Genomic DNA, 21,960 nt, shown 5'->3' with positions numbered 1-21,960 from the left:
GGGCAGCAGATCGTATCTGCTGCCCGCTCCCTTTCCTATGGGTGCCTCCGGAAATTCCTTCGGTCTTATTTTATTCGTCGTCCTCGATCGGCTCGATCAGGCCGTAGCTGTCGCCCTTGCGCTTATACACCACGCATATTTCGCCCTGCTGCGCATCGCGGAACATGAAGAAGCTGTGCCCCAGCATGTTCATCTGCAGGATGGCCTCCTCCACGCTCATCGGCTTGACCGGGAAGCGCTTGGTCTTCACCACGCTGTAGTCCTCGGCCTCGAGCGCCGGGTCATTATATTCCGGGGCGAAGGCGTCGGTACGGAGCCGCTGCTCGAGCTTGGACTTATTCTTGACGATCTGCCTGACCAACAGGTCCACCACCGCCTCGAGGGAATCCATGCGGTCGTTGGTGGTTTTCTCCGCGCGGAAGTTCATCCCCGCCGCGCGCACGGTGATTTCAACCGTCTCCCGCTCCCCTTCATTGGTCACGGTGACGACAGCCTCGGCGGTCTCGTCAAAAAATCTATCCAGCTTGGAGAGCTTTTTCTGCACACGCTCCTTAAACGAATCTTTTACGGTTGTTTTGCGGGATTTGATGGTGATGTTCATATACACAGCCCCTTTACGGATAGTCTGCGCCACTATGAAATTAGGCAAAATTCATAGTTTTGCTATCTTTAGTATACCATACGCTATGTAAAAAAACAATGAACAATTCCCAATATTTCCATGAAGGGTTCTAACCAGCGGCCGTCGGGCATAGGATATTACTTTGAGCCCTTACAGCGTCGCGCTCTGGTGCCGGGTGACGTGGCACCCGAGGCTCACCGCCGCCGGCAGGCAGGCGATATGGGTGGGGGCCGCGAGGATATGCACCCCCAGCGCGGTGGTGCTGCCGCCAAACCCCTGCGGCCCGATCCCCAGGGCGTTGATCCGGCGCAGCAGGCCCTCCTCCATCTCCCGGTAATAGGGGTCGGGATGGGGCTCGTCGAGGCTGCGGCAGAGCGCGCGCTTCGAGAGCAGGGCGCACAGCTCGAAGTCGCCCCCCAGCCCCACGCCCACAATCACCGGCGGGCAGGGCTTGCTGCCGGCGGCGCGCACCGCATCCACCACAAAGTCGCAGACGTCCTCTCTGGAGGCGGAGGGCGAGAGCATGCTCTGTACGCTCATGTTTTCGCTCCCGGCCCCCTTCGGCGCCACCGTCAGGGTAAGCCGGTCCCCCTCGACCAGGGTAACATGCAGGATGGCCGGGGTGTTGTCCCCGGTGTTCTTGCGCCGCAGCGGGTCGGCCACCACCGAACAGCGCAGATACCCCTCCAGGTACCCGGCCGCCACCCCCGCATCCACCGCGCTCTGCAGGGTGCCCCCGGTGATGTGCACCTCCTGCCCCAGCTCGGCAAAGACCACCGCCAGCCCGGTGTCCTGGCAGATGGGCAGATTGCACTCTCGCGCCGCCTTCCGGTTCTCGATCAGATCTCCGAGCACCTCCCGCCCGAGCGGGGAGGTCTCCCCCGCCAGCGCCCCGTCCATCGCCCGGCAGAGGTCGCCGGTGAGGGTATAGTTTGCCTTCATGCACAGCTCGCGCACCGCCGCGCTGATCTGCCGCGCCGTAATTTCCCGCATGTCAGAAGCTCCCCCTTACCAAAACGCCGTTTACCAGCACCGCGTCGGGCTTCGCCCCCAGGGCGAGCGGGTCGCCGGAGTAGAGCAGGATGTCCGCATCCTTGCCCGCCTCGAGCGAGCCGACCCGGTTTGCGATCCCGCAGAGCCCTGCCGCCGTGATGGTGATCGCCCGCAGCGCCGCGTCGTAGTCCATCCCGTTTTGATGGCAGAGCCCCGCCGAGAGGGCGAGCATCCCGATCGGCACCTCGGGATGGTCGGTGCAGATGGCGGTCCGCACCCCGGCCGCCGCCAGCTTCCCGGCGCCCGCCAAATCGAGGGCGCGCAGTTCGGGCTTGCTGCGCGAGCCGATCACCGGCCCGGCGATCACCGGCACCTGCCGCGCGGCGAGCAGGTCGGCCACCTCGTGGCCCTGAGTGCCGTGCACGATGGTGTAGGAAAAGCCGAATTCCTTCGCGATCCGCACCGCGGTGAAGATGTCGTCCGCCCGGTGGGCGTGCATCTGCGCGGGAATCTCCCCGCGCAGCAGGGGGATGAGCGCCTCGCACTTGAGATCGAACTCCGGCTCGTCGGCGTCCTCGTCCTCCCCGGCCTTCTGCAAGTCCTCGATGTACCGCTTGGCCTTATAGAGCTGCTCGCGGATGATGGCCGCCGTTGCCATGCGGGTGATCGGGGTCTGGTTCTTCTCGTTGTAGACCGACTTTGGGTTCTCCCCGAAGGCAAACTTCATCGCCGCCGGGGCGCGCACCACCATGTCGTCGATACACCGCCCGTAGGTCTTGACCGCGCAGAACTGCCCGGCCAGCGGGTTGGCGCTGCCCGGCCCGGTCATCACGGTGGTGACCCCGGCCTCCAGCGCCTCCGAGAAGCCGCGGTCCAGCACGTTGATGGCGTCGATCCCCCGCAGGTGCGGCGTGCTCGGGTCGGTCATCTCGTTGCCGTCGTCCCCCTCGAAGCCGAGGGAATCCTCCCACATCCCCAAGTGGCAATGCGGGTCGACGAAGCCGGGGTAGGCGCGTTTCCCCTTGCAGTCCACCGTCTCCTCCCCCGTGCGGGGCAGGTCGGCCCGGCTGCCGACAGCCTTGATCCTGCCGTCCTCGATTTGGATGAACCCATCCCCGATCGGCTTGCCGGCCGCCGGGTAGATGGAAAGATTGACGAGTATCATAACATCCTCCAGAAAGTGATATTTTTCAAAATAAATTTGGACAAGACTATTTACAAATATTGTAAATTATGTTATTATATGGTTGTCAAGCAAGGGAAGCCAAGCCCTTTCTTGCGTCTGCCGCCCCACCATGCGGCAGAGAGTGCTGTGCACGAAACTTTCCGGCTGACCCAGCGCCCATCCAGCCCATGCGGCGCAGGATGCAGCCAGACCTTTCACTTCCCCAAACTTCTTTTTTGTGCCTTTTACTTCGTCTTCGCGCCGCTTAAAAAGCGGCGCTCTTTTTTTGCCCGCCAGGCGGGAAAGGCGATTAAGTAAAGGCCAAGGCCCCGAGTCGCCCGTTATCCGGGAGGCGCGACCGAAGCGCCCGGCAGCTCTGCGTCGCTCCTCGGGCGGGTACAAGAATTCCCCCGCCTTGCGACGGGGGAGAACGTGCATTATTTTCTTCCGCGGCGGGAATTCTGATGCTTGACGTTCATGGTCTTCTTCATGTCGGACATCTTATCGTCGCTCTGCTGCATAAACTTGGAGAGCATATCCTCAAAGCTGGCCGGCTGAGGCGGGAACTGGGATGCCAGATTGCTCCGGTTTTGCTGCCCGCCCCGTCCCCGGTTCGCGTTCGGAGCAGGCCTCTGGCCGCCGCTGCGTGGAGCGCCGCCTCCGCCCGCCGGGCGGGGAGAGCCTCCGCGCGGCGCGCCGCCCCTCGGGGGGCCGCCCGCCGGACGCTCGGGCGCTGGAAGGGTGCGCTTGATGGATGCGCTGATCTTCCCATCCTCGGAAATATTCAGAATCTTGACCTTGACGACCTGTCCCATGCTCAGATGCTCAGAAATGTCGTTGACATAGGTCGGCGCGATCTCGGAGATATGGACCATTGCCGTCTGGTCGTTCTCGAACTTGACGAATGCGCCGAACTTGGTGATGCCGGTAACCTTCGCCTCCAGGATATTCCCTACTTCTACCTGCATACTGTTTGCAGTTCCTCCTCAGCTTTGTTGCCCCTCAAATTTTATATGCGAATGCATCAGCTTCCCGATGCATTGATATACACCGTCTCATACGGGTAAACGAAATCAAGCCGCTCGCGCGCGGTACGCTCGATATAATCCATGTCGTCGCCCTTGCTCAGCTGCAGCTCCAGCTCCTTGTTCTCGATCCGCTGCTCCTCGCACTTGCGCTGGATGTCACTGAGCTCCGCGCGCCGGGCCGTGATATCGGCCTGCAGCTGGATCAGGGAGACCCCGGAATAGATCGCAAAGGCGATCACCGCCAGACGAAACAGTTTATTCTTAGGCGTGTGGCGCACCGGCGCCTTGCTCTTCTTTGCCCTCATGACGTTTCGCTCCCTTTTTCCCGCGGCGTTTGTCTCTTTCAGATATAACTAGATTATACAACATAACACGCCTGCGTTTCAAGGCGTAATTCGCTTTATGGCAAGTTTTTTTTGAAAGAGCGCCAAAGAAGCCCACAATCCGGATGAAAAGCCGCGCAACCCAGTGGATCACCCGGTAAACCGGACGCAGCAGCAACCGGTAAATGACCCGCGCGATCCGCCGGATCAGGCTGATAATCGCCTTCGAGCAGGCCATCAGCACCCTTGACAGGGTATAGTAGCAGAGCAGGGCCCCGAGCAGCTCGCCGAGCAGGATGAAATAACGGATTTCCCCGTGGTTCTCAGCGATCATGAACAGGAAGGTTACCACCGCGCACACCCCCCAGAAGAGGATGTCCTCGGCCATGACCAGCGGCGCGGGGTTATAGACGGCGATCCTGAGAATGCGGAACAGATCGTATAGCAGCATGAGGCCCGCCCCGAGCAGGATGGACCAGAAAAACAGCAGGGTCTGCTGTGCGATATTGACCTCCAAGAGCCGCAGCCCCCTCTCCCGAATTACGGATTACTTGAAGAGACGGGAAAGGAACCCTCCCCGCTTGGGCTGCGCCTCGCTGTAGCTCAGCGACCAGATTTCGCCCTCCAGGTCGAGCTCGCCGGTCTGCACGTCGATCTTGTTGATATGCAGATCGAACCCCTTGATGGTCAGCTCCCCCAGCTCGGTGAAGGCGATCACCGACTGCTCGTCGTAGCTGTCGATGTCCTGCACCCCCGAGATGGAAAGCCGGTGGCGGTCTTCCAATATTACATTGTGCGGCTGCTGAAAGCCGGTCTTTTCCTTTTCGTCGCTCATGGATCGGTATCCCCCTCGTCCCAATTTTTCACGAACCGGTATACCAATCTATATGCCGCGCCCCTGCGCTCTATTCCCCGGCGGCGAGCACCTCATAGAGCAGGGGGGCGTCGTCCTTGGTGGCAAATTCCGAAACCTTGAGCACTTTTACCTTGAGTGGGCGCTGCCCGAGCGCGATCTCGATGACGTCCCCCTCTTTGATGGGATAGCTCGCGCGCGCCGGTTTGCCGTCCACCAGGATCCGCCCCGCGTCGCAGGCCTCGTTGGCGATGGTGCGCCTTTTGATCAGCCGGGTGACCTTGAGGTATTTGTCCAATCTCATGTCCTTCCTCCTTTATCTTTTCCATTGTATCTCGCCCCCCGTGCTTTATGCGTGGAGGCGGATAACTAAAATCCCCGGCAGCCCTCACAGGGCACCGGGGATTCCTGATCATGTTGTTAGACCAACTCGATGATGGCCATCTCGGCAGCGTCGCCGCGGCGCGGTCCGATTTTGATGATTCTGGTGTAGCCGCCGTTCTTGTCCTTGTATTTCGGGGCAATATCATCAAAAAGTTTTTTCGCAACATCCTCTTTCGTGATGAAAGAGTACGCCTGACGCTTGGAGTGGAGATTATCAAGTTTCGCCGTCGTGATCATCTTCTCGGTCATCGCACGGACCTCTTTGGCTCTGGTAACGGTGGTTTCGATCTTCCCGTTTTCGAGCAGATAGGTCACCATTGCGCGAAGCATAGCCCTGCGGTGGTCGGTGCTCCTGCCGAGCTTTCTGGTACCTGGCATCGAAATTCACTCCTTCTTTGCAACTTTGCATGATGGTGGGGCATGGCCCCCAGAGGAGACTTCTCTCCTATTCTTCTTCCTTGCTGAGGTTAAAGCCCAGGCTTTCCAGCTTGCTGATAACCTCTTCCAGGGATTTCTTTCCAAGGTTGCGGACCTTCATCATCTCTTCGGGAGACTTGTTGATGAGGTCGTTTACCGTATTGACGCCCGCGCGTTTTAAGCAGTTGAATGCGCGCACCGACAGGTCAAGCTCTTCAATGGTCATCTCAAGGACTTTCTCGCTCATGTTGTCCTCGCTCTTTTCGAGGATCTCCGTGCTGCCCACCTCGTCGGACAGGTCCACGAAGTGGTTGAGTTGTCTATTGAGGATCTTGGCTGCCAGACTGACCGACTCCTTGGCGGAGATCGTACCGTCAGTCCAGACCTCTAATGTCAATTTGTCATAGTCGGTGATCTGCTCAACGCGGGTATTCTCAACCGTGTAGTTCACCTTCAAGACGGGGGTGTAGATGCTGTCGACATAAATCTTGCCGACGATCATTTTGTCTATCTGGTTGCGATCGGAAATCGACTTGTCGCCAAGCATCTTCTCTTTCATCAGCTGCTTGTTGCGGTCGGCCGAGACATAGCCCTGCCCCTTGTCGATCACGATCTCCATGGAAAGGGTCGCGCCCTCTCCCAGGGTGGCGATGTGCATGCTCGGGTCGAGGATCTCAACGTCCGAGTCACACTGGATATCGCCCGCCGTGACTTCGCACTCGCCCTGCGCGTCGATATACACGATCTTGGGCATATCGCTGTAGAGCTTGGCGGTCAATCCCTTAATATTGAGAACGATTTCGGTAACATCCTCTTTCACGCCCGGGATCGTGGAAAACTCGTGCTGGATCCCGTCAATCTTAATCGATGTGACCGCAACACCAGGAAGCGAGGAGAGCAACACACGCCTTAAACTGTTACCCAGCGTCGTACCGAATCCGCGGTCGAGCGGCTCGACGACAAACTTGCCATAGGTCCCATCGGGTTTGAGGTCGACCATCTCGATTTTGGGTTCGATGATTCGTACCATAATTGGTCCCTCCCTTTAAAGGTTCGCATTCCCATGCTGATTTCTGTTCGCTGCCCGTCCACACGGACGGGCGGGCCAGACCAGGATTACTTGGAGTACAGCTCGACGATGAGGTGCTCTTCGACGTCGAGGTCGATGTCCTCACGGTTCGGAAGCTGGATCACTCTTGCCTCAAGTTTATCCTTGTCGACATCGAGCCACTTCGGAACAGGACGCGCGCCGTTGGTCTCAACGACCGCCTTGATCTTGTCCGAATTCTTGCTCTTGCCCGCGACAGCGATCACATCACCCGCTTTGAGCAGGTAGGACGGGATATCCATCTTTTTGCCGTTGACCGTATAATGGCCGTGGCGGACCAGCTGCCTGGCCTCTTTTCTGGAAGCGGCGAAGCCCACGCGGTAAACCACGTTGTCCATGCGGCTCTCCAGGATCCTGAGCAGGTTCTCACCGGTCATGCCGGGCTTGCGCTCAGCCATATCGAAATATTTCGCGAACTGGCTCTCGAGCACGCCGTAGAAACGTCTGGCCTTCTGCTTCGCACGAAGCTGGAGCCCGTACTCGGAAGTCTTCTTGCGGCCCTGGCCGTGCTGTCCGGGGGCATAGGCCCTGCGGGCAATCGCGCACTTGTCAGTGTAGCAGCGCTCACCCTTCAAAAACAGTTTCTGTCCCTCACGGCGGCACTGACGGCAGACCGCGCCGGTATATCTTGCCATTTAGATTGCACCTCCCTGTATCATAACTATACGCGTCTTCTCTTGGGCGGACGGCAGCCGTTGTGAGCGATCGGGGTGACGTCCTTGATCATGCTCACCTCAAGCCCCGCGGCCTGCAGCGCGCGGATGGCGGCCTCACGTCCGGAACCCGGGCCCTTAACAAACACCTCGACACTCTTGAGCCCATGCTCCATGGCAGCCTTGGCAGCGGTTTCAGCCGCAGTCTGGGCCGCGAACGGGGTGGACTTTCTCGACCCGCGGAACCCGAGCCCGCCCGAGCTTGCCCAGGAAAGCGCGTTGCCCTGCGTGTCGGTGATGGTCACGATGGTGTTATTAAAGGTGGATTGGATATGAGCAGCACCACGTTCGATATTCTTGCGTTCACGACGACGGCGTGTGGTCTTTTTGGCCGTAGCTTTAGCCATCTGCTAATCCCTCCCTTATTTCTTCTTGTTGGCGATGGTCCGCTTCGGACCTTTTCTCGTGCGCGCGTTGGTCTTGGTTCTCTGACCACGCACCGGCAGGCCCTTTCTATGACGGACCCCGCGGTAGCAGCCGATCTCCACCAGGCGCTTGATGTCCATTGCGGTCTTGCGGCGAAGGTCGCCTTCCACCTGTACGTTGTGGTCGATATAGTCACGCAGCTTGGAAACGTCTTCCTCCGAGAGGTCCTTGACGCGGATATCGGGGTTGACTCCGGTGGCGGCGAGAATATCGTTCGCTGTTTTGCGGCCGATACCCAAAATATAGGTAAGGCCTATTTCGACCCGCTTATCCTTCGGCAGGTCTACACCAGCAATACGAGCCATACTTTTGTTGCACCTCCATTATCTCGGTTGTGAGCGGCAGCTCGCGCTGACGCCCGCTTTTCTAGCCCTGGCGCTGTTTGTGCTTCGGGTTCGAACAAATAACCATTATGCGGCCTTTGCGCTTAATGATCTTGCATTTTTCGCAAATAGGCTTAACGGAAGGTCTTACTTTCATAGGGTTTACCTCCTTGTAAATGCCTCTTGAAACATCAAAACTCTGACGGCGCCGCCGGTGCTCACTTCGAGCGCCAGGTGATGCGGCCCTTGGTCAGATCGTACGGGGAAATTTCCACCGTCACCTTGTCTCCGGGCAGAATTCTGATAAAATTCATGCGCAGCTTTCCGGAAATGTGCGCCAGGATCTGATGCCCGTTTTCGAGCTCCACCTGGAACTGCGCGTTGGGCAGCGCCTCGATGACCTTGCCCTCGATCTCAATTACATCACTCTTCGACAAGCTTATTTCCTCCTATCGCACTCTGGGTCGAGCGGGTCTGATAGTTTGTCAGCAGCTTTCTGAGCCGTTTGTCAGTTTGAACGTCCTCTTCATTTGCCCTTTGGCTTGTCGGGGCCAGGTGCTTTTGCCGCTTGCGCTTAGGGTGCGCGAGCGGCCGCAGATCGCCGTCGGCGATCCAGGCGAAATCCTCCTCGGTCCTGAGGATGACGAAAAAGCGTCCCTTGTCCCGCCCCGCCTTGGAGCACACAATCTGGCCTGCCGTCAACGCCGTCCCTCCTCTAGTCCGGATCGGTTAGGATCACGGGACCATTCTCGGTGATGGCCACGCTGTGCTCAAAGTGAGCCGACAGGCTCCCGCTGGCGGTTATCACCGTCCAGCCGTCCTTGAGCCTCTTTACCGCGCGGCCGCTGACGTTGACCATCGGTTCGATCGCGAGGGTCATCCCGCTGACCAGGCGTGGTCCGTGCGAAGCCTGCCCGAAGTTCGGCACCTCGGGGTCCTCGTGCATATCCCGCCCGACGCCGTGCCCGACATACTCGGTCACCACGTCGAAGCCCGCCGCTTCGACCAGAGCCTGCACCGCCGCGGAGATGTCTCCGATCCGGTTGCCGGCCGTCGCCGCTGCGATCCCCGCCTCGAGGCCCGCCTTGGTGACGCGCAGCAGCTCCTTCGCCTCGTCGGAGATCTCTCCGCAGGGGAAGGTCGCCGCGTTGTCGCCGTGAAAGCCGTCGATATACGCGCCCACGTCCACGCTGACGATGTCGCCCTCATGGATGACGCGGGAGTGGGAGGGGATGCCGTGGATCACCTCGTTGTTGATCGAGATGCACGCGCTCGCCGGGAATCCGCCATAGCCCAGGAATGATGGAATCGCGCCCTGAGACCTGATGAATGCTTCGACCTGCTTGTCGATCTCGCCGGTTGTGACGCCGGGAGCGACCAGCTGGCCCGCCAGGCGCAGCGCCTGGCCTGAAATTTTTCCAGCCAGCCTCATCTTTTCGAGTTCCGGCCGGTTTTTCACCACTATCATACGGATTATGCCTCCAGGGCTTTGAGGGTCAGGGCGGTGGTGTCCTTGATGTCCTCCTGGCCCTCGACCACCTTGAGCTTGCCCTTGGCGGCATAGTAGCCCTTGAGCGGCTCGGTCTGCTCGTGATAGACATGCAGGCGCTCCCTGACGGTTTCGGGCTTATCGTCCTTGCGGATGATGAGCTCCCCGCCGCACACATCGCACGCCTCGCCCTTTTTGGAGGGCTTGTAGTCGACGTGGAAGGAGGCGCCGCATTTCTGGCAGACCCGCCTGCCGGACATCCTTTTGAGGATCGCCTCGTCGCTCACCTCAAGGTCGATCACCCGGTCGATCTCGACCCCCATCTTGTCCAGCGCCTCGGCCTGAGGCACGGTGCGGGGGAAGCCGTCGAGGATGAAGCCGTCCTTGCAGTCCTCCTGCGCCAAGCGGTCCTTGATGATGCCGATCACGACCTCATCGGGGACGAGCTTCCCGCTGTCCATATAGGACTTGGCGGCCTTGCCCATCTCGGTGCCGTTTTGCACCGCTTCGCGCAGACAGTTTCCTGTGCTGATCGTCGGGATGTGGAGATGCTCGCAAATGACCTGGGCCTGCGTGCCCTTACCGGCACCCGGAGCTCCTAGCAGAATTAAATTCATACCGTTCCCTCCTAATCACGATCCCGGATTATTCCAGGAAGCCTTTATAGTGGCGCATCATCATCTGGCTCTCCAGCTGGCGCACGAAGTCGAGCGCGACGCCGACGACGATGATGATGGTGGTACCGCCCAGCGCGATGTTCATCTTGGCGATGGCGCCCAGCGCGATCGGCAGGATGGCGATGAGCCCGAGGAAGATCGCGCCGACTAAGGTCACCTTGGAGATCACCTTGGCGATGAAGTCGGAGGTGGGCTTGCCGGGACGGATACCGGGGATGGCGCCGTTGTTGCGGCGCAGATTGTTGGCCATCTCAAGGGGATTGTACTGGATGGCGACGTAGAAGTAGTTGAACGCGATGATCAGCAGGAAATAGAGGATCGCGTAAACCGGTTTGTTGTAATCGAACACGCCCAGCAGCTTGCCCCAGAAGCCGGTCGCCTGCGGGTCCACGAACGCCTTGATGGTGCCGGGGATCGCCAGCAGGGACGAAGCGAAGATGATCGGCATGACGCCGGACATATTCACCTTGATCGGAATGTGGGTGCTCTGCCCGCCGTACATCTTGCGCCCCACCACGCGCTTGGCGTAGGTGACGGGGATGCGCCGCTCGGCCTGGGTCATCAGAACGATGAAGCCGATGACCACCACAAAGAGCGCGATGATGGCCGGGACAAAGAAGTAATACTGGTCGCCGATCTTGAGATACTGGTACATCATGGCGATCACGTGCGGGCCGCGGGACACGATGCCGGAGAACAGCATCATCGAGATGCCGTTGCCGATGCCCTTCTCGTCGATCCGCTCGCCGAGCCACATCACGATCAGTCCGCCCAGTGTGAACGAACCGACGATCACGACGGCCGCGAACACCCCGGAGAAGCCGGAGACGTACTTGACCGCGTTCTCGTTGCGCAGCATGACGTAGTAGGCGATGGCCTGCAGCACGCCGAGCCCGAGCGTGGAGTAGCGAGTGATCTTGTTGATCTTCTTGCGCCCATCCTCGCCTTCCTTGGCCATCCGCTCGAGGGCGGGAATGGCGACGGTCAGCAGCTGGATGACGATACTCGCCGTGATGTAGGGCGAAATGCCCAGTGCGAAGAGGGTGGCGCGCTCAAACGCGCCGCCGGAGAGGATGTTGATGAAGCCGAGCAGGTTGCCCCCGCCGTTGATCATATTCTGCATGGCAGCCGGGTCCAGATAGGGCACCGGGACCGCCACCGCACCGAAGCGGAAAATCAGGATGATCGCCAGGGTAAAGAGCATTTTATTCCGCAGATCTTGAATCTTCCACGCGTTTTTTAACGTTTCGAACATTCTAGATCACCTCGGCCTTCCCACCTGCTGCCTCAATTTTCTGCTTCGCAGAATCGGAGAAAGCAGCCACCTTGACCGTGAGCTTTTTGCTCAGCTCGCCGTGGCCGAGGATCTTGACGCCGTCAAGCTCCTTCTTGATGATGCCGGCACTTTTCAGCGCCTCGGCGTCCACCACCGCGCCGTCCTCAAACTTGTTGAGGGCCGAAACGTTGATCGCCGTCATCTTGGTTGCGAATATATTGACGAATCCTCTTTTCGGGACACGTCTCTGCAGGGGCATCTGACCGCCTTCAAAGCCCGGTCTCACACCGCCGCCGGAGCGTGCGTTCTGGCCCTTGTGGCCCTTGCCCGCAGTCTTGCCGTTGCCGGAACCCGCGCCTCTGCCCTTGCGGAACCCTTTGTGGGTGGAGCCGGGCACCGGAGAAAGCTCATGCAATTTCATCTTCCTGCACCTCCTTAGTTGATTACTTTACTACCTCGACGAGGTGGCTGATCTTCGCGATCTTGCCCGTGGTTGCAGGGTTGTCGGGCTGGTTCGTCACATCGCCGATCTTACGAAGGCCGAGGGAATTTGCGGTTGCAATCTGGTCTTTCTTGCGGCCAACTAAGCTCTTTTTCAGTTTAATTGTAACTTCTGCCATCTTGCACCCTTCCTTATCCTAAAATTTCCTGCGCGCTCTTGCCGCGGATGGCGGCAACCTCGTCGACATTGCGCAGAGCCTTCAGTCCGCAGACTGTGGCGGTGACGACATTGCACGGGTTGTTCGAGCGCAGGCACTTGGTGCGGATATCGCGGATTCCCGCGACCTCGAGCACGGCACGTACCGGACCGCCCGCGATAACGCCGGTGCCCTTGGGGGCCGGCTTCATCAGAACGCGGCCGGCGCCGAACGCGCCGACGATCTCATGCGGAATCGTGGTGCCCTTGAGCGCGATCTTGCACAGGTTCTTTTTCGCATCCTCGATCCCCTTGCGGATCGCATCGGGAACCTCGCCCGCCTTGCCGATCCCGAAACCGACGATCCCGTTGCCGTCGCCCACGACGACCAGCGCAGCGAACTTGAAGATCCGTCCGCCCTTGACCGTCTTGGCGACGCGGTTGATCGATACAACCTTCTCGCTCAAATCCAGAGTTGAAGCGTCTATTCGAGTCAAAAGTATACCTCCCTCGCTAGAATTTGAGGCCGCCCTCGCGAGCGCCTTCTGCCAGTTCCTTCACGCGGCCGTGATACAGGTATCCGCCGCGGTCGAACACGACCTCGGTGATCCCCTTCTCCTTGGCCTTGGAAGCTAAGGCCGCGCCCACGCGCTTGCTGGCTTCCTTGTTACCGCCAAAACCGTCGAAATCCTTGTCCATCGAGGACGCGCTGCACAGGGTAACGCCCGCAACGTCGTCGATCAGCTGGGCATAGATGTGTTTCGCGGAGCGGAATACATTCAGGCGGGGACAAGCAGCGGTGCCGGAAATCTTCGAGCGCACCCGGACATGCCTGTGAAGCCTGGCTTTATTGCTGTCTGGCTTTTTCACCATAAGTTCTCACTCCATTCCTTACTTCTTGCCGGTCTTGCCTTCCTTGCGGATGATGATCTCATCGACATACTTGATCCCCTTGCCCTTATACGGCTCGGGAGGACGCTTGCCGCGGATCTCGGCCGCAAACTGGCCGACGCGCTGTTTGTCCGCGCCCGTGACCACGATCTTGTTGGGAGCGGGCACCTCGATGGTGATCCCCTCCGGCTCGGGCATGGTGACCTGATGGGAATAACCCACGGTCAAAACCAGGTTCTTGCCCTGCTTGGCGGCTCTGTAGCCGACGCCGTTGACCTCCAGCTCCTTGGAAAAGCCGGTGGCGACGCCGTTGACCACGTTGGCGACCAGGCTTCTGGTCAGGCCGTGCAGGCTCTTGTGCTCCTTGGAGTCGCTCGGACGGGAAACAGTGATGACGTTCCCTTCCATACAAAGAGCCATCGCGGGGTGGGCATCCATCTCCAGCTGGCCCTTGGGGCCCTTTGCGAAGACATGGTTGCCGTCGAGCTTGACTTCCACGCCCGCCGGAACCGTAATCGGTTTTCTACCTGTACGTGACATTCTCTGACACCCCCCTACCAAACAAACGCAAGAACTTCGCCGCCGACATTCTCCTTGCGAGCCGTCTTGTCGGTCATAATGCCCTTCGGAGTGGACAATATCGCGATTCCAAGGCCTTTCATGACCTTGGGTGCATCCTTGCAGCTGGTGTATATACGCAGGCCGGGTTTGGAGACCCTGCGCAGTCCTGTAATTACCTGGGATTTGTTGGGACCGTATTTTAGCGCAATACGGATGATTCCCTGCTTTCCATCATCAACGTTCTGGAAGCTCTTGATATACCCCTCGTCCAGAAGGATCTGCGCGATGGCAGCCTTCATCTTGGATGCGGGAATATCAACCGTATCATGTTTCGCTGAGTTCGCGTTTCTGATACGCGTCAACATATCAGCGACTGTATCGGTAAGATACATACCGTCAACCTCCTTTGCTCGTGCTTGTGCTTACCAGCTAGCCTTTTTCACGCCGGGTATCTGACCTTTATAAGCAAGTTCCCTAAAGCAGATACGGCAAATACCGAATTTGCGAAGATAAGCGTGCGGCCTGCCGCAGATCTTGCACCGGTTATACGCACGGGTAGAGAACTTAGGAGTCCTTTGCTGTTTGACTTTCATGCTTGTTTTAGCCAAGAATCGTTCCTCCTTACTTTGCGAACGGTGCGCCCATCAGCGTTAAGAGCTCACGAGCCTCTTCATCGGTCTTCGCGGTGGTCACGAAGGTGATATCCATGCCGCGAACCTTGTCGATCTTGTCATACTCGATCTCCGGGAAGATCAGCTGCTCGCGAATACCCATGTTGTAGTTCCCGCGGCCGTCGAAGCCGTTGGGATTGATCCCCCTAAAGTCGCGAACGCGCGGCAGCGCGACGTTGAAGAACCGGTCGATGAACTCGTACATGTTCTCCTTGCGCAGCGTCACCTTGGCGCCGATGTTCATGCCTTCGCGCAGCTTGAAGTTTGCGACCGACTTCTTCGCCCGGCAGACGATCGGCTTCTGGCCGGTGATCGCCGAAAGGTCGGTAACGATCGCGTCGATGATCTTCGGGTTGTCGCGGGCTTCGCCGCAGCCGACGTTGATGACGACCTTCTCAAGTTTCGGGATCTGCATGACGCTCTTGTAGCCGAATTTCTTCATCAGGGCCGGGGCTACTTCTTTTTTGTAGTAGTCGTTTAACCTAGCCATGTCTTCTCCTCCTCACTTTAGAAAGTCTCGCCGCAGTCTTTATGATTGCAAACTCTTTCCTTGGTACCGTCTTTCAAAATCTTGTGGGACACGCGGGTCTTCTTTCCACACTTCGGGCAGACGGGCATAACCTTGCAGGCGTACAGGGGAGCCTCGGCGGAGACGATCCCGCCCTGCTGACCCATCGCGCGGGGCTTGACGTGCTTGGTCGCGACGTTGATCCCCTCGACGATGACCTTGCCCTCCTTGGGGCTGGTCTCGAGCACCTTGCCCTTTTTGCCCTTGTCCTTGCCGGAAATGACCTCTACGGTGTCACCCTTTTTCACATGCAATTTGTTCATATGGTCAGCACCTCCTTACAGAACCTCAGGGGCGAGGCTTAAAATCTTGAGGTATTCCTTGTCGCGCAGCTCCCTCGCCACAGGTCCAAAGATACGGGTGCCCCTCGGGTTTTTGTCTTCTCTTATAATAACGGCAGCGTTTTCGTCAAAACGGATATAGGTCCCGTCGTTGCGGCGGACACCCTTGGCTGAACGCACGATCACTGCCTTTACAACATCGCCTTTTTTCACGGTGCCGCCGGGAGCGGCCTTCTTGACCGAAGCCACCACCACGTCGCCGATATTGGCGTATCTCCTGCGGGAGCCTCCCAGCACGCGGATGCACATGAGCTCCTTCGCGCCGGTGTTGTCGGCTACCTTGAGACGGGTCTGCATCTGTATCACAGAGCGTTCCTCCTTTCGGCAGAATGATTATTTCGCTTTCTCGATTACTTTCACAAGTCTCCATCTCTTGTCCTTGGACAGGGGACGTGTTTCCATAACCTGCACCTTGTCGCCGATGTTGCACTCGTTCTTCTCGTCGTGCGCCTTGAGCTTATAGGTGCTCTTCATGATCTTTTTATAAAGGGGGTGCTTGACGTTGTCCTTGACGGCAACCACGATGGTTTTGTCCATCTTGTCGCTGACAACGGTTCCAACCCTGGTTTTTCTGAGGTTTCTTTCGCTCACAGCCTGCTCCTCCCTTCCAAATTACTGCGCGCTCTTGTCAGCATTCTCGGTCATCACGGTCATGATGCGTGCGATATCCTTCTTCACCGCATTGATGCGGGCGGGATTTTCGAGCTGATTGATCGCGTGCTGGAAGCGCAGGTGGAAAAGCTCGGCTTTGAGGTCAGCCAGTTTTTCGTTAAGCTCTGAGGCGGAAAGTTCTCTAATCTCAACAGCCTTCATTACTCCTCACTCCCCTTTTCTTCCTTACAGACGAATTTGCACTTGACCGGCAGCTTGTGCGCAGCAAGACGCATGGCCTCGCGGGCGAGCTCCTCGGGAACCCCGCCGATCTCGAACATCACGCGGCCGGGCTTGACAACGGCGACCCAGTATTCCGGGCTGCCCTTACCGGAACCCATTCGGGTCTCGGCCGGCTTCTCGGTGATCGGTTTGTCCGGGAAAATCTTGATCCAGACCTGGCCGCCACGCTTGATATAACGGGTCATGGCGATACGGGCCGCCTCGATCTGATTCGAGGTGATCCAGGCCGGCTCAAGAGCCTGCAGGCCAAAATCGCCGTAGGTCACGGTGGTGCCTCTGGTCGCCTGGCCCTTCATGCGGCCTCTGTGAACTCTGCGGTACTTTACTCTCTTCGGAAGCAGCATTATCTTTTGCCTCCTTCCCTGCGGGGCTGTCTCACGTCGCCCAGAACCTCTCCGGCGTAGATCCAAACCTTAACGCCGATTCTGCCATAGGTCGTATTCGCCTCGGCAAAGCCGTAGTCGATGTCGGCGCGCAGCGTCTGGAGCGGCGTCGTGCCCTCATGGTAATGTTCGGTCCTCGCGATCTCCGCGCCGCCCAAACGGCCGGAAACGCAGACCTTGACTCCCTTGGCGCCCAGTCTCATCGCTCTCTGGATCGACTGCTTCATCGCGCGGCGGAAGGAAATCCGGCGCTCGAGCTGGCTGGCGATGCTCTCGGCAACGAGCTGTGCGTTCTTGTCGGGCTGTTTCACCTCGACGATATTGACGAAGACCGCAACCTTGTCGGTCTTGTTCTTGTTGATCAGCTTCTCGCACTGCAGGCGCAGCTTCTCAATCTCGGAACCGCCTTTGCCGATGACCATGCCCGGCTTGGCGCAGTGGATATGGATACGAACCTTGGTCGCGTCGCGCTCGATCTCGATGCGCGGGACGCCTGCGGCGTACAGGGTCTTTTTGAGGAACTTGCGAAGATTGTAGTCCTCAACGAGGGTATCGCCGAAAGCACTGTCCTTAGCAAACCAGCGGGAATCCCAGTCCTTGATTACGCCCACGCGAAGACCGTGGGGATTCACTTTTTGGCCCATAGTTTACCTCCTCTTTCAGCTTATTCCTTTTCCTTAAGGACAAGGGTGATGTGTGACGTTCTCTTTAAAACCCTGTTGGCTCTGCCCTGGGCTCTGGGCCGGATCCTCTTGAGAGTGGGACCGGGAGTCACAAAGCATTCGGCAACATAGAGATTTTGCGGATCCATGCTGTGGTTGTTCTCGGCATTGGCGATCGCGCTCTTCAGCAGCTTCTCCAGCAGCTCACAGGCGGCCTTGGGAGTATGCTTAAGAATTGCCATCGCCATGTCGGTCGGCTTGTTCCTGATCAGGTTCAGCACGATCTCGACCTTGCGCGGCGAGATGCGGGCATATTTCAGATAAGCCCTTGCTTCCATTATTTCTCCTCCTTTCAGCCCTGCTCTATTTGGTCTTTCTTGCCCCGGCATGGCCTTTGTAGGTTCTGGTAGGCGCAAACTCGCCGAGCTTGTGGCCTACCATATCTTCGGTGATATAAACCGGAACGTGCTTGCGTCCGTCGTGAACGGCGAACGTGTGTCCAACGAAATCCGGAAAAATGGTGGAGGAACGGCTCCAGGTCTTGAGCACGCGCTTCTCACCGGAAGCGTTGAGCTCCTTCACTCTCTTGAGCAGCACAGGCTGCACGTATGGGCCCTTCTTGATACTTCTACCCATTGATCATCTGCCTCCTTTCAGCCCGCGTTACTTCGCGTTGCGGCGTTTGACGATAAACTTGTCGGAGCGGTTGTGGTGCTTGCGGGTCTTGTAACCGAGGGTCGGCTTGCCCCACGGGGTAACCGGGGACGGGCGGCCGATCGGCGACTTGCCCTCACCACCGCCGTGCGGATGGTCGCAGGGGTTCATGACGGAACCGCGCACCGTCGGGCGCACGCCCATGTGGCGCTTGCGGCCGGCCTTACCGATCTTGACGTTCTCGTGGTCGACGTTGCCGACCTGGCCGATGGTGGCCATGCAGCCGACCGGCACGTTGCGAAGCTCGCCGGAGGGCAGGCGCACCAGGGCGTAGGCGCCCTCCTTGGCCATCAGCTGGGCCATGATCCCCGCGCTGCGCGCGAGCTGCGCGCCCTTGCCGGGATAGAGCTCAACGTTGTGGATGAAGGTACCGACCGGGATGTTGGTCATCGGCAGCGCGTTGCCCGGCTTGATGTCGGCCTTTTCGCCGGCCATCACGATGTGCCCGACCTTCAGGCCGTTGGGCGCCAGGATATAGCGCTTCTCGCCATCCTCATACTGCACCAGCGCGATGTGGGCGCTGCGGTTGGGGTCGTACTCCAGGGTGAGCACGGTGGCGGGCATGTCTCTCTTATCTCTCTTGAAGTCGATCACACGGTATTTGGTGCGGTTGCCGCCGCCCTTGTGGCGGACGGTGATTCTACCGTTGTTGTTGCGGCCGGAGTGCTTTTTCATCGGTTCGAGCAGGCTCTTCTCCGGCTTGACCTTAGACAACGAAGAGAAATCGGTGACGGTCATCGACCGTCTGGACGGCGTAGTAGGCTTATAGCTTTTAATAGCCATTCGATTTCACTCTCCTCATAACTGAAATTAGCGGGACTTATGAGTCATCCCATACAATAGAACCGTCCGGCGTTGCCGCCCGGTTCATTCAAAGAATTCCTCTCGGTGCACAGCACCTCGCGCCGCTGTCGCGGCAACAGAATTCTTCTTGTGAGGCCGCGTCGCGCTCGCGCGCTTCCTGCCGCCGGTGGCGGCCGCGCGGTTTTTCTCATTAAGAATCCTCGGTGCACACGCTGTCGCGGCAACAGAATTCTTCTTGTGAGGCCGCGCCGCGTCTTGCGTCCGGGGCCTCGAGGGATTCCGGCTTAGACCATGCTCTCGAAGAACTCGATCCCCTTGGAATCCTCTTTCAGGGTGATGACGGCTTTTTTCCACGCGGGAGTGTAACCGCCGTGCATGCCCTGTCTCTTATACCGGCCGCGCACGTTCAGGGTGTTGACTTTGGCAACCTTCACGTCGAACAGCTTCTCGACCGCCTGGGCGATCTCGATCTTGTTGGAATCCTTCGCGACCTTAAAGGTGTATTTCTTGTCCGCAACACCGGCCATGGTGGCCTCGGTGATGATCGGCTTGAGAATGACGTCGTGAGCGGTTTTCATTACCGGTACACCTCCTCGATCTTCTCTACGGCGCTCTTGTCGATAATGACCTTATCGTAGCAGAGCAGGTCGTAGGCGTTGATGGTGTTGACTAAAGCGGTCTTCACCCCGGGGATGTTCGCCGCGCTCTTGATGACCTTGGCGTCCACGCCCGGCATGACGATCATCGCCTTGCGCTCGGCGCCGAGGGCTTTGAGCATCTCGACCATCGTCTTGGTCTTGTAATCCTCGCTCGCGATCTTGTCGACCACGACCAGGTTGTTCTCCTGCACCTTGGAAGAGAGCGCCGACTTGATGGCCAGCCGCTTGACCTTCCGGTTGAGGGTGTAGCTGTAGTCGCGGGGCTTGGGGCCGAGCGCGATACCGCCGTGGCGCCACTGCGGAGCGCGGGTGGAACCCTGGCGCGCATGGCCGGTGCCCTTCTGTCTCCAGGGTTTCTTGCCACCGCCGCTGACCTCAGTGCGGGTCAGGGTGGACTGGGTGCCCTGGCGCTGGTTGGCAAGATAGTTCTTTACCGCATCGTGGAGAACGGACTTGTTGGGCTCGATCCCAAAGATGGCGTCCGAGAGGGTGATCTCGCCGACGCTCTTGCCGGTCATATCCACTACCTGTAAATTTGGCATAGTGCTTCCTCCTTCCCTTACGCCTTCACGCTGTCGGTGATGTACACCAGTCCGCCTTTCGGACCGGGCACAGCGCCTCTGATCGCGATCAGGTTATTTTCCGCATCCACCTTGGCCACCGTGAGGTTCTGGACCGTCACTCTTTCGGCGCCCATGTGGCCCGGAAGCTTCTTGCCCTTGAACACTCTCGACGGGCTGGAGGTCGCGCCGTTGGAACCCGCGTGCCGCGCAACAGGACCGGAACCGTGGGTTTCCTTGAGCCGGTGGTTGCCGTAACGCTTGATGGTGCCCGCGTAGCCTTTGCCCTTGGAAGTGCCGATCACATCGATTGCGTTGCCGCACTCGAAGGTATCCGCCTTGATCAGGTCGCCGACATTCAGCGCGGAGCAGTCATCGAGCCTGAATTCCTTGAGGTGTTTTTTCGCCGCAACATCCGCTTTCGCGAAATGGCCCTTCTGCGGCTTGTTGACTCTCTTGTCCGAAACGTCGCCATAACCGATCTGCACGGCTTCGTAGCCGTCGTTTTCGGTTGTTTTCTTGGAAACGACGATACACGGACCCGCCTCGATCACCGTGACGGGGATGACATTTCCCTTCTCGTCAAAGATCTGGGTCATGCCGACTTTTTTGCCGATGATACATTTTTGCATGGGTTTGGTTTACCTCCTTCGGTTATTGGTTGGCAGTGTGCCAACTTGACCTGCCGCCCCTCCTGAGCGGGCGGCGATGAGCGGCTGGACCTTAGAGCTTGATCTCGATGTCCACGCCGGCGGGGAGCTCAAGACTGGTCAGCGCTTCCACCGTCTTGTTGGACGGGCGCAGGATGTCTATGAGTCTCTTGTGGGTTCTCATCTCAAACTGTTCGCGGCTGTCCTTGTACTTGTGGACCGCGCGCAGAATGGTCACGATCTCCTTCTCGGTCGGCAGGGGAATCGGGCCGGATACCCTTGCCCCGGTGCGCTTCGCGGTCTCCACGATCTTCTGCGCAGACGCATCCACCAGAGAGGAATCATAACCTTTCAGTCTGATTCTGATTTTTTCCTTGACTGCCACTTGCCATCGCCTCCTAATTCTTTGTCGTGAGGCTCCTTTTAAATTCCGAACACGCCGCCGTGTGTTCAGTCGCTTTGCATAGAAAAACCGGATAAACCCTTCGCACGGGAGCCGAACCCTTCTGGGCGCGGCCCGCGCAGGTTTAGCCGGACTTCATGCCTGTCCCACCGCAGGCCAAAGAGCCTGTCGGACGGACCACGACACAACCTGTCGGTATTTAAAGTCGCCCGGTTTGAAATCGGACATACTCGGCGGAAATTACCCGCAAACTGCGGCAACCTCCCGCTTCAACGCATATCTTGTGCAGTCACGCTTAAATAATATACCATACCAAAGGAAAGAATACAAGTTTTTTCAAAATATTTTTCTTGAAACCCGTAATTTTATGAAAAAACGCCGTCCCGGGGGTGTTTTTTGTCCCCGGAACGGTCATTTTGCTGCAATATACGGCCTGTTTTCAGCATTCCCAGTCGCAGACCACCCGCTCGGTGATCACGGTATGGATGTATTCCTTCATCTTTAAATGCTCCGGGTGGTCCTGGTAGAAATCGAGCGCCGCCCGGTCCCGCAGCTCGGTATACAGGCAGAGGTCGTACCCGGCGGGGTTAAAATTGATCCCCACCTCGGCGCGCTGCAGCCCCTCCACCTTCCCCGTCAGGGCCTCGAGCCCCGACTTGATCTTCTCCGCGGCCTCCTGCCGCTCCCGCCCGCTGTCAAAAGCGCGCAGCTTCCACATCACAATATGCTTGACCATATGCTTCCTCCCTTTCTTCCCTTATCTTG

The 21,960-nt window shown here is 58.4% G+C and carries 41 protein-coding genes; all 41 read right to left on the bottom strand.

Going from position 1 to position 21,960, the window contains the following annotated elements; all coding sequences use genetic code 11:
* Positions 1–70 precede the first annotated feature (70 nt).
* On the bottom strand, positions 71–601 hold the full coding sequence (gene hpf, locus EDD78_RS02305; protein ID WP_079698100.1) for a ribosome hibernation-promoting factor, HPF/YfiA family: 531 nt from the start codon (positions 599–601) through the stop codon (positions 71–73).
* Between the two features lie 171 nt (positions 602–772).
* Positions 773–1,615 carry a fumarate hydratase gene (locus EDD78_RS02300; protein ID WP_132083790.1) on the bottom strand — a complete coding sequence of 281 codons (843 nt, stop codon included), beginning with the start codon at positions 1,613–1,615 and terminating at the stop codon, positions 773–775.
* Between the two features lies 1 nt (position 1,616).
* Positions 1,617–2,780 carry an amidohydrolase gene (locus tag EDD78_RS02295; RefSeq protein ID WP_132083788.1) on the bottom strand — a complete coding sequence of 388 codons (1,164 nt, stop codon included), beginning with the start codon at positions 2,778–2,780 and terminating at the stop codon, positions 1,617–1,619.
* 437 nt (positions 2,781–3,217) lie between these two features.
* Entirely contained in the window at positions 3,218–3,748 is a 531-nt protein-coding gene (locus tag EDD78_RS02290; RefSeq protein ID WP_079698103.1) for a S1 RNA-binding domain-containing protein, read from the bottom strand.
* A 56-nt stretch (positions 3,749–3,804) separates the two neighbouring features.
* Positions 3,805–4,113, bottom strand: coding sequence for an FtsB family cell division protein (locus tag EDD78_RS02285; RefSeq protein WP_079698104.1), 309 nt, complete (start codon positions 4,111–4,113; stop codon positions 3,805–3,807).
* Entirely contained in the window at positions 4,070–4,648 is a 579-nt protein-coding gene (gene yabQ / locus EDD78_RS02280; protein ID WP_079698105.1) for a spore cortex biosynthesis protein YabQ, read from the bottom strand. The genes EDD78_RS02285 and yabQ overlap by 44 nt, the downstream gene beginning before the upstream one ends.
* Positions 4,649–4,678: 30 nt before the next feature.
* Complete coding sequence (gene yabP, locus EDD78_RS02275) at positions 4,679–4,966, bottom strand: sporulation protein YabP (RefSeq protein ID WP_079698106.1); 288 nt, start codon at positions 4,964–4,966, stop codon at positions 4,679–4,681.
* A 70-nt stretch (positions 4,967–5,036) separates the two neighbouring features.
* Positions 5,037–5,288: an RNA-binding S4 domain-containing protein gene (locus tag EDD78_RS02270; RefSeq protein ID WP_079698107.1), complete on the bottom strand. Its 252-nt coding sequence runs from the start codon at positions 5,286–5,288 to the stop codon at positions 5,037–5,039.
* 116 nt (positions 5,289–5,404) lie between these two features.
* Entirely contained in the window at positions 5,405–5,746 is a 342-nt protein-coding gene (rplQ, locus tag EDD78_RS02265; RefSeq protein WP_079698108.1) for a 50S ribosomal protein L17, read from the bottom strand.
* Positions 5,747–5,813: 67 nt separating this feature from the next.
* Positions 5,814–6,815, bottom strand: coding sequence for a DNA-directed RNA polymerase subunit alpha (locus tag EDD78_RS02260; protein ID WP_079698109.1), 1,002 nt, complete (start codon positions 6,813–6,815; stop codon positions 5,814–5,816).
* An 86-nt stretch (positions 6,816–6,901) separates the two neighbouring features.
* A complete protein-coding gene (gene rpsD / locus EDD78_RS02255; RefSeq protein ID WP_079698110.1) occupies positions 6,902–7,528 on the bottom strand; it encodes a 30S ribosomal protein S4 in 627 nt (208 codons plus the stop codon).
* Between the two features lie 26 nt (positions 7,529–7,554).
* A complete protein-coding gene (rpsK, locus tag EDD78_RS02250; protein ID WP_079698111.1) occupies positions 7,555–7,953 on the bottom strand; it encodes a 30S ribosomal protein S11 in 399 nt (132 codons plus the stop codon).
* Positions 7,954–7,968: 15 nt separating this feature from the next.
* Complete coding sequence (gene rpsM / locus EDD78_RS02245) at positions 7,969–8,337, bottom strand: 30S ribosomal protein S13 (RefSeq protein ID WP_079698112.1); 369 nt, start codon at positions 8,335–8,337, stop codon at positions 7,969–7,971.
* Positions 8,338–8,398: 61 nt separating this feature from the next.
* The gene (gene rpmJ / locus EDD78_RS02240) at positions 8,399–8,512 is read right to left on the bottom strand and encodes a 50S ribosomal protein L36 (RefSeq protein ID WP_024729495.1); all 114 of its coding nucleotides are present in this window, start codon (positions 8,510–8,512) and stop codon (positions 8,399–8,401) included.
* 61 nt (positions 8,513–8,573) lie between these two features.
* On the bottom strand, positions 8,574–8,792 hold the full coding sequence (gene infA, locus EDD78_RS02235; RefSeq protein ID WP_079698113.1) for a translation initiation factor IF-1: 219 nt from the start codon (positions 8,790–8,792) through the stop codon (positions 8,574–8,576).
* Positions 8,779–9,057 carry a KOW domain-containing RNA-binding protein gene (locus EDD78_RS02230; RefSeq protein WP_079698114.1) on the bottom strand — a complete coding sequence of 93 codons (279 nt, stop codon included), beginning with the start codon at positions 9,055–9,057 and terminating at the stop codon, positions 8,779–8,781. Before EDD78_RS02230 ends, infA begins: the two co-directional genes overlap by 14 nt.
* Before the next feature lie 13 nt (positions 9,058–9,070).
* On the bottom strand, positions 9,071–9,823 hold the full coding sequence (map, locus tag EDD78_RS02225) for a type I methionyl aminopeptidase (protein ID WP_079698115.1): 753 nt from the start codon (positions 9,821–9,823) through the stop codon (positions 9,071–9,073).
* 5 nt (positions 9,824–9,828) lie between these two features.
* Positions 9,829–10,461, bottom strand: a complete 633-nt coding sequence (locus tag EDD78_RS02220; RefSeq protein WP_132083786.1) for an adenylate kinase — start codon at positions 10,459–10,461, stop codon at positions 9,829–9,831.
* Positions 10,462–10,489: 28 nt separating this feature from the next.
* The gene (gene secY, locus EDD78_RS02215; protein ID WP_079698117.1) at positions 10,490–11,776 is read right to left on the bottom strand and encodes a preprotein translocase subunit SecY; all 1,287 of its coding nucleotides are present in this window, start codon (positions 11,774–11,776) and stop codon (positions 10,490–10,492) included.
* A gap of 1 nt (position 11,777) precedes the next feature.
* Positions 11,778–12,218, bottom strand: coding sequence for a 50S ribosomal protein L15 (gene rplO, locus EDD78_RS02210; RefSeq protein ID WP_079698118.1), 441 nt, complete (start codon positions 12,216–12,218; stop codon positions 11,778–11,780).
* Positions 12,219–12,240: 22 nt separating this feature from the next.
* The gene (gene rpmD, locus EDD78_RS02205) at positions 12,241–12,417 is read right to left on the bottom strand and encodes a 50S ribosomal protein L30 (RefSeq protein WP_079698119.1); all 177 of its coding nucleotides are present in this window, start codon (positions 12,415–12,417) and stop codon (positions 12,241–12,243) included.
* A 13-nt stretch (positions 12,418–12,430) separates the two neighbouring features.
* Positions 12,431–12,931, bottom strand: a complete 501-nt coding sequence (rpsE, locus tag EDD78_RS02200; protein ID WP_079698120.1) for a 30S ribosomal protein S5 — start codon at positions 12,929–12,931, stop codon at positions 12,431–12,433.
* Between the two features lie 16 nt (positions 12,932–12,947).
* Entirely contained in the window at positions 12,948–13,307 is a 360-nt protein-coding gene (rplR, locus tag EDD78_RS02195; protein ID WP_079698121.1) for a 50S ribosomal protein L18, read from the bottom strand.
* An 18-nt stretch (positions 13,308–13,325) separates the two neighbouring features.
* Positions 13,326–13,865 (bottom strand): 50S ribosomal protein L6, encoded by a 540-nt coding sequence (gene rplF, locus EDD78_RS02190; RefSeq protein ID WP_079698122.1) that lies wholly within the window; start codon positions 13,863–13,865, stop codon positions 13,326–13,328.
* Positions 13,866–13,879: 14 nt separating this feature from the next.
* Complete coding sequence (gene rpsH / locus EDD78_RS02185) at positions 13,880–14,278, bottom strand: 30S ribosomal protein S8 (protein ID WP_079698123.1); 399 nt, start codon at positions 14,276–14,278, stop codon at positions 13,880–13,882.
* A gap of 30 nt (positions 14,279–14,308) precedes the next feature.
* The gene (locus EDD78_RS02180) at positions 14,309–14,494 is read right to left on the bottom strand and encodes a type Z 30S ribosomal protein S14 (protein WP_079698124.1); all 186 of its coding nucleotides are present in this window, start codon (positions 14,492–14,494) and stop codon (positions 14,309–14,311) included.
* Positions 14,495–14,507: 13 nt separating this feature from the next.
* Complete coding sequence (gene rplE / locus EDD78_RS02175; RefSeq protein WP_079698125.1) at positions 14,508–15,047, bottom strand: 50S ribosomal protein L5; 540 nt, start codon at positions 15,045–15,047, stop codon at positions 14,508–14,510.
* Between the two features lie 17 nt (positions 15,048–15,064).
* Positions 15,065–15,388: a 50S ribosomal protein L24 gene (rplX, locus tag EDD78_RS02170; protein ID WP_079698126.1), complete on the bottom strand. Its 324-nt coding sequence runs from the start codon at positions 15,386–15,388 to the stop codon at positions 15,065–15,067.
* Between the two features lie 15 nt (positions 15,389–15,403).
* Entirely contained in the window at positions 15,404–15,772 is a 369-nt protein-coding gene (rplN, locus tag EDD78_RS02165) for a 50S ribosomal protein L14 (protein WP_079698127.1), read from the bottom strand.
* A 27-nt stretch (positions 15,773–15,799) separates the two neighbouring features.
* On the bottom strand, positions 15,800–16,057 hold the full coding sequence (rpsQ, locus tag EDD78_RS02160) for a 30S ribosomal protein S17 (protein WP_079698128.1): 258 nt from the start codon (positions 16,055–16,057) through the stop codon (positions 15,800–15,802).
* A gap of 21 nt (positions 16,058–16,078) precedes the next feature.
* The gene (gene rpmC / locus EDD78_RS02155) at positions 16,079–16,279 is read right to left on the bottom strand and encodes a 50S ribosomal protein L29 (protein WP_079698129.1); all 201 of its coding nucleotides are present in this window, start codon (positions 16,277–16,279) and stop codon (positions 16,079–16,081) included.
* Positions 16,279–16,704 carry a 50S ribosomal protein L16 gene (gene rplP / locus EDD78_RS02150; protein WP_079698130.1) on the bottom strand — a complete coding sequence of 142 codons (426 nt, stop codon included), beginning with the start codon at positions 16,702–16,704 and terminating at the stop codon, positions 16,279–16,281. Before rplP ends, rpmC begins: the two co-directional genes overlap by 1 nt.
* Complete coding sequence (gene rpsC, locus EDD78_RS02145; protein ID WP_079698131.1) at positions 16,704–17,387, bottom strand: 30S ribosomal protein S3; 684 nt, start codon at positions 17,385–17,387, stop codon at positions 16,704–16,706. Before rpsC ends, rplP begins: the two co-directional genes overlap by 1 nt.
* A gap of 20 nt (positions 17,388–17,407) precedes the next feature.
* Entirely contained in the window at positions 17,408–17,743 is a 336-nt protein-coding gene (gene rplV, locus EDD78_RS02140) for a 50S ribosomal protein L22 (protein WP_079698132.1), read from the bottom strand.
* Between the two features lie 25 nt (positions 17,744–17,768).
* Positions 17,769–18,041: a 30S ribosomal protein S19 gene (rpsS, locus tag EDD78_RS02135; protein ID WP_079698133.1), complete on the bottom strand. Its 273-nt coding sequence runs from the start codon at positions 18,039–18,041 to the stop codon at positions 17,769–17,771.
* A gap of 27 nt (positions 18,042–18,068) precedes the next feature.
* Positions 18,069–18,902, bottom strand: coding sequence for a 50S ribosomal protein L2 (rplB, locus tag EDD78_RS02130; RefSeq protein ID WP_079698134.1), 834 nt, complete (start codon positions 18,900–18,902; stop codon positions 18,069–18,071).
* A 305-nt stretch (positions 18,903–19,207) separates the two neighbouring features.
* Positions 19,208–19,501, bottom strand: coding sequence for a 50S ribosomal protein L23 (gene rplW, locus EDD78_RS02125; RefSeq protein ID WP_079698135.1), 294 nt, complete (start codon positions 19,499–19,501; stop codon positions 19,208–19,210).
* Positions 19,501–20,124 carry a 50S ribosomal protein L4 gene (rplD, locus tag EDD78_RS02120; protein ID WP_079698136.1) on the bottom strand — a complete coding sequence of 208 codons (624 nt, stop codon included), beginning with the start codon at positions 20,122–20,124 and terminating at the stop codon, positions 19,501–19,503. The genes rplW and rplD overlap by 1 nt, the downstream gene beginning before the upstream one ends.
* A 17-nt stretch (positions 20,125–20,141) precedes the next feature.
* Entirely contained in the window at positions 20,142–20,774 is a 633-nt protein-coding gene (gene rplC / locus EDD78_RS02115) for a 50S ribosomal protein L3 (protein WP_132083784.1), read from the bottom strand.
* A gap of 91 nt (positions 20,775–20,865) precedes the next feature.
* Positions 20,866–21,177 carry a 30S ribosomal protein S10 gene (rpsJ, locus tag EDD78_RS02110; RefSeq protein ID WP_079698138.1) on the bottom strand — a complete coding sequence of 104 codons (312 nt, stop codon included), beginning with the start codon at positions 21,175–21,177 and terminating at the stop codon, positions 20,866–20,868.
* 457 nt (positions 21,178–21,634) lie between these two features.
* The gene (locus EDD78_RS02105) at positions 21,635–21,931 is read right to left on the bottom strand and encodes a Dabb family protein (RefSeq protein WP_132083782.1); all 297 of its coding nucleotides are present in this window, start codon (positions 21,929–21,931) and stop codon (positions 21,635–21,637) included.
* Between the last annotated feature and the right edge of the window lie 29 nt (positions 21,932–21,960).

This window comes from Harryflintia acetispora (assembly GCA_004340125.1).
GTDB classification, from domain to species: Bacteria; Bacillota; Clostridia; order Oscillospirales; family Ruminococcaceae; genus Harryflintia; species Harryflintia acetispora.
The sequence above is the reverse complement of the archived record's forward strand: the minus strand, read 5'-3'. Positions and strand labels throughout refer to the sequence as shown.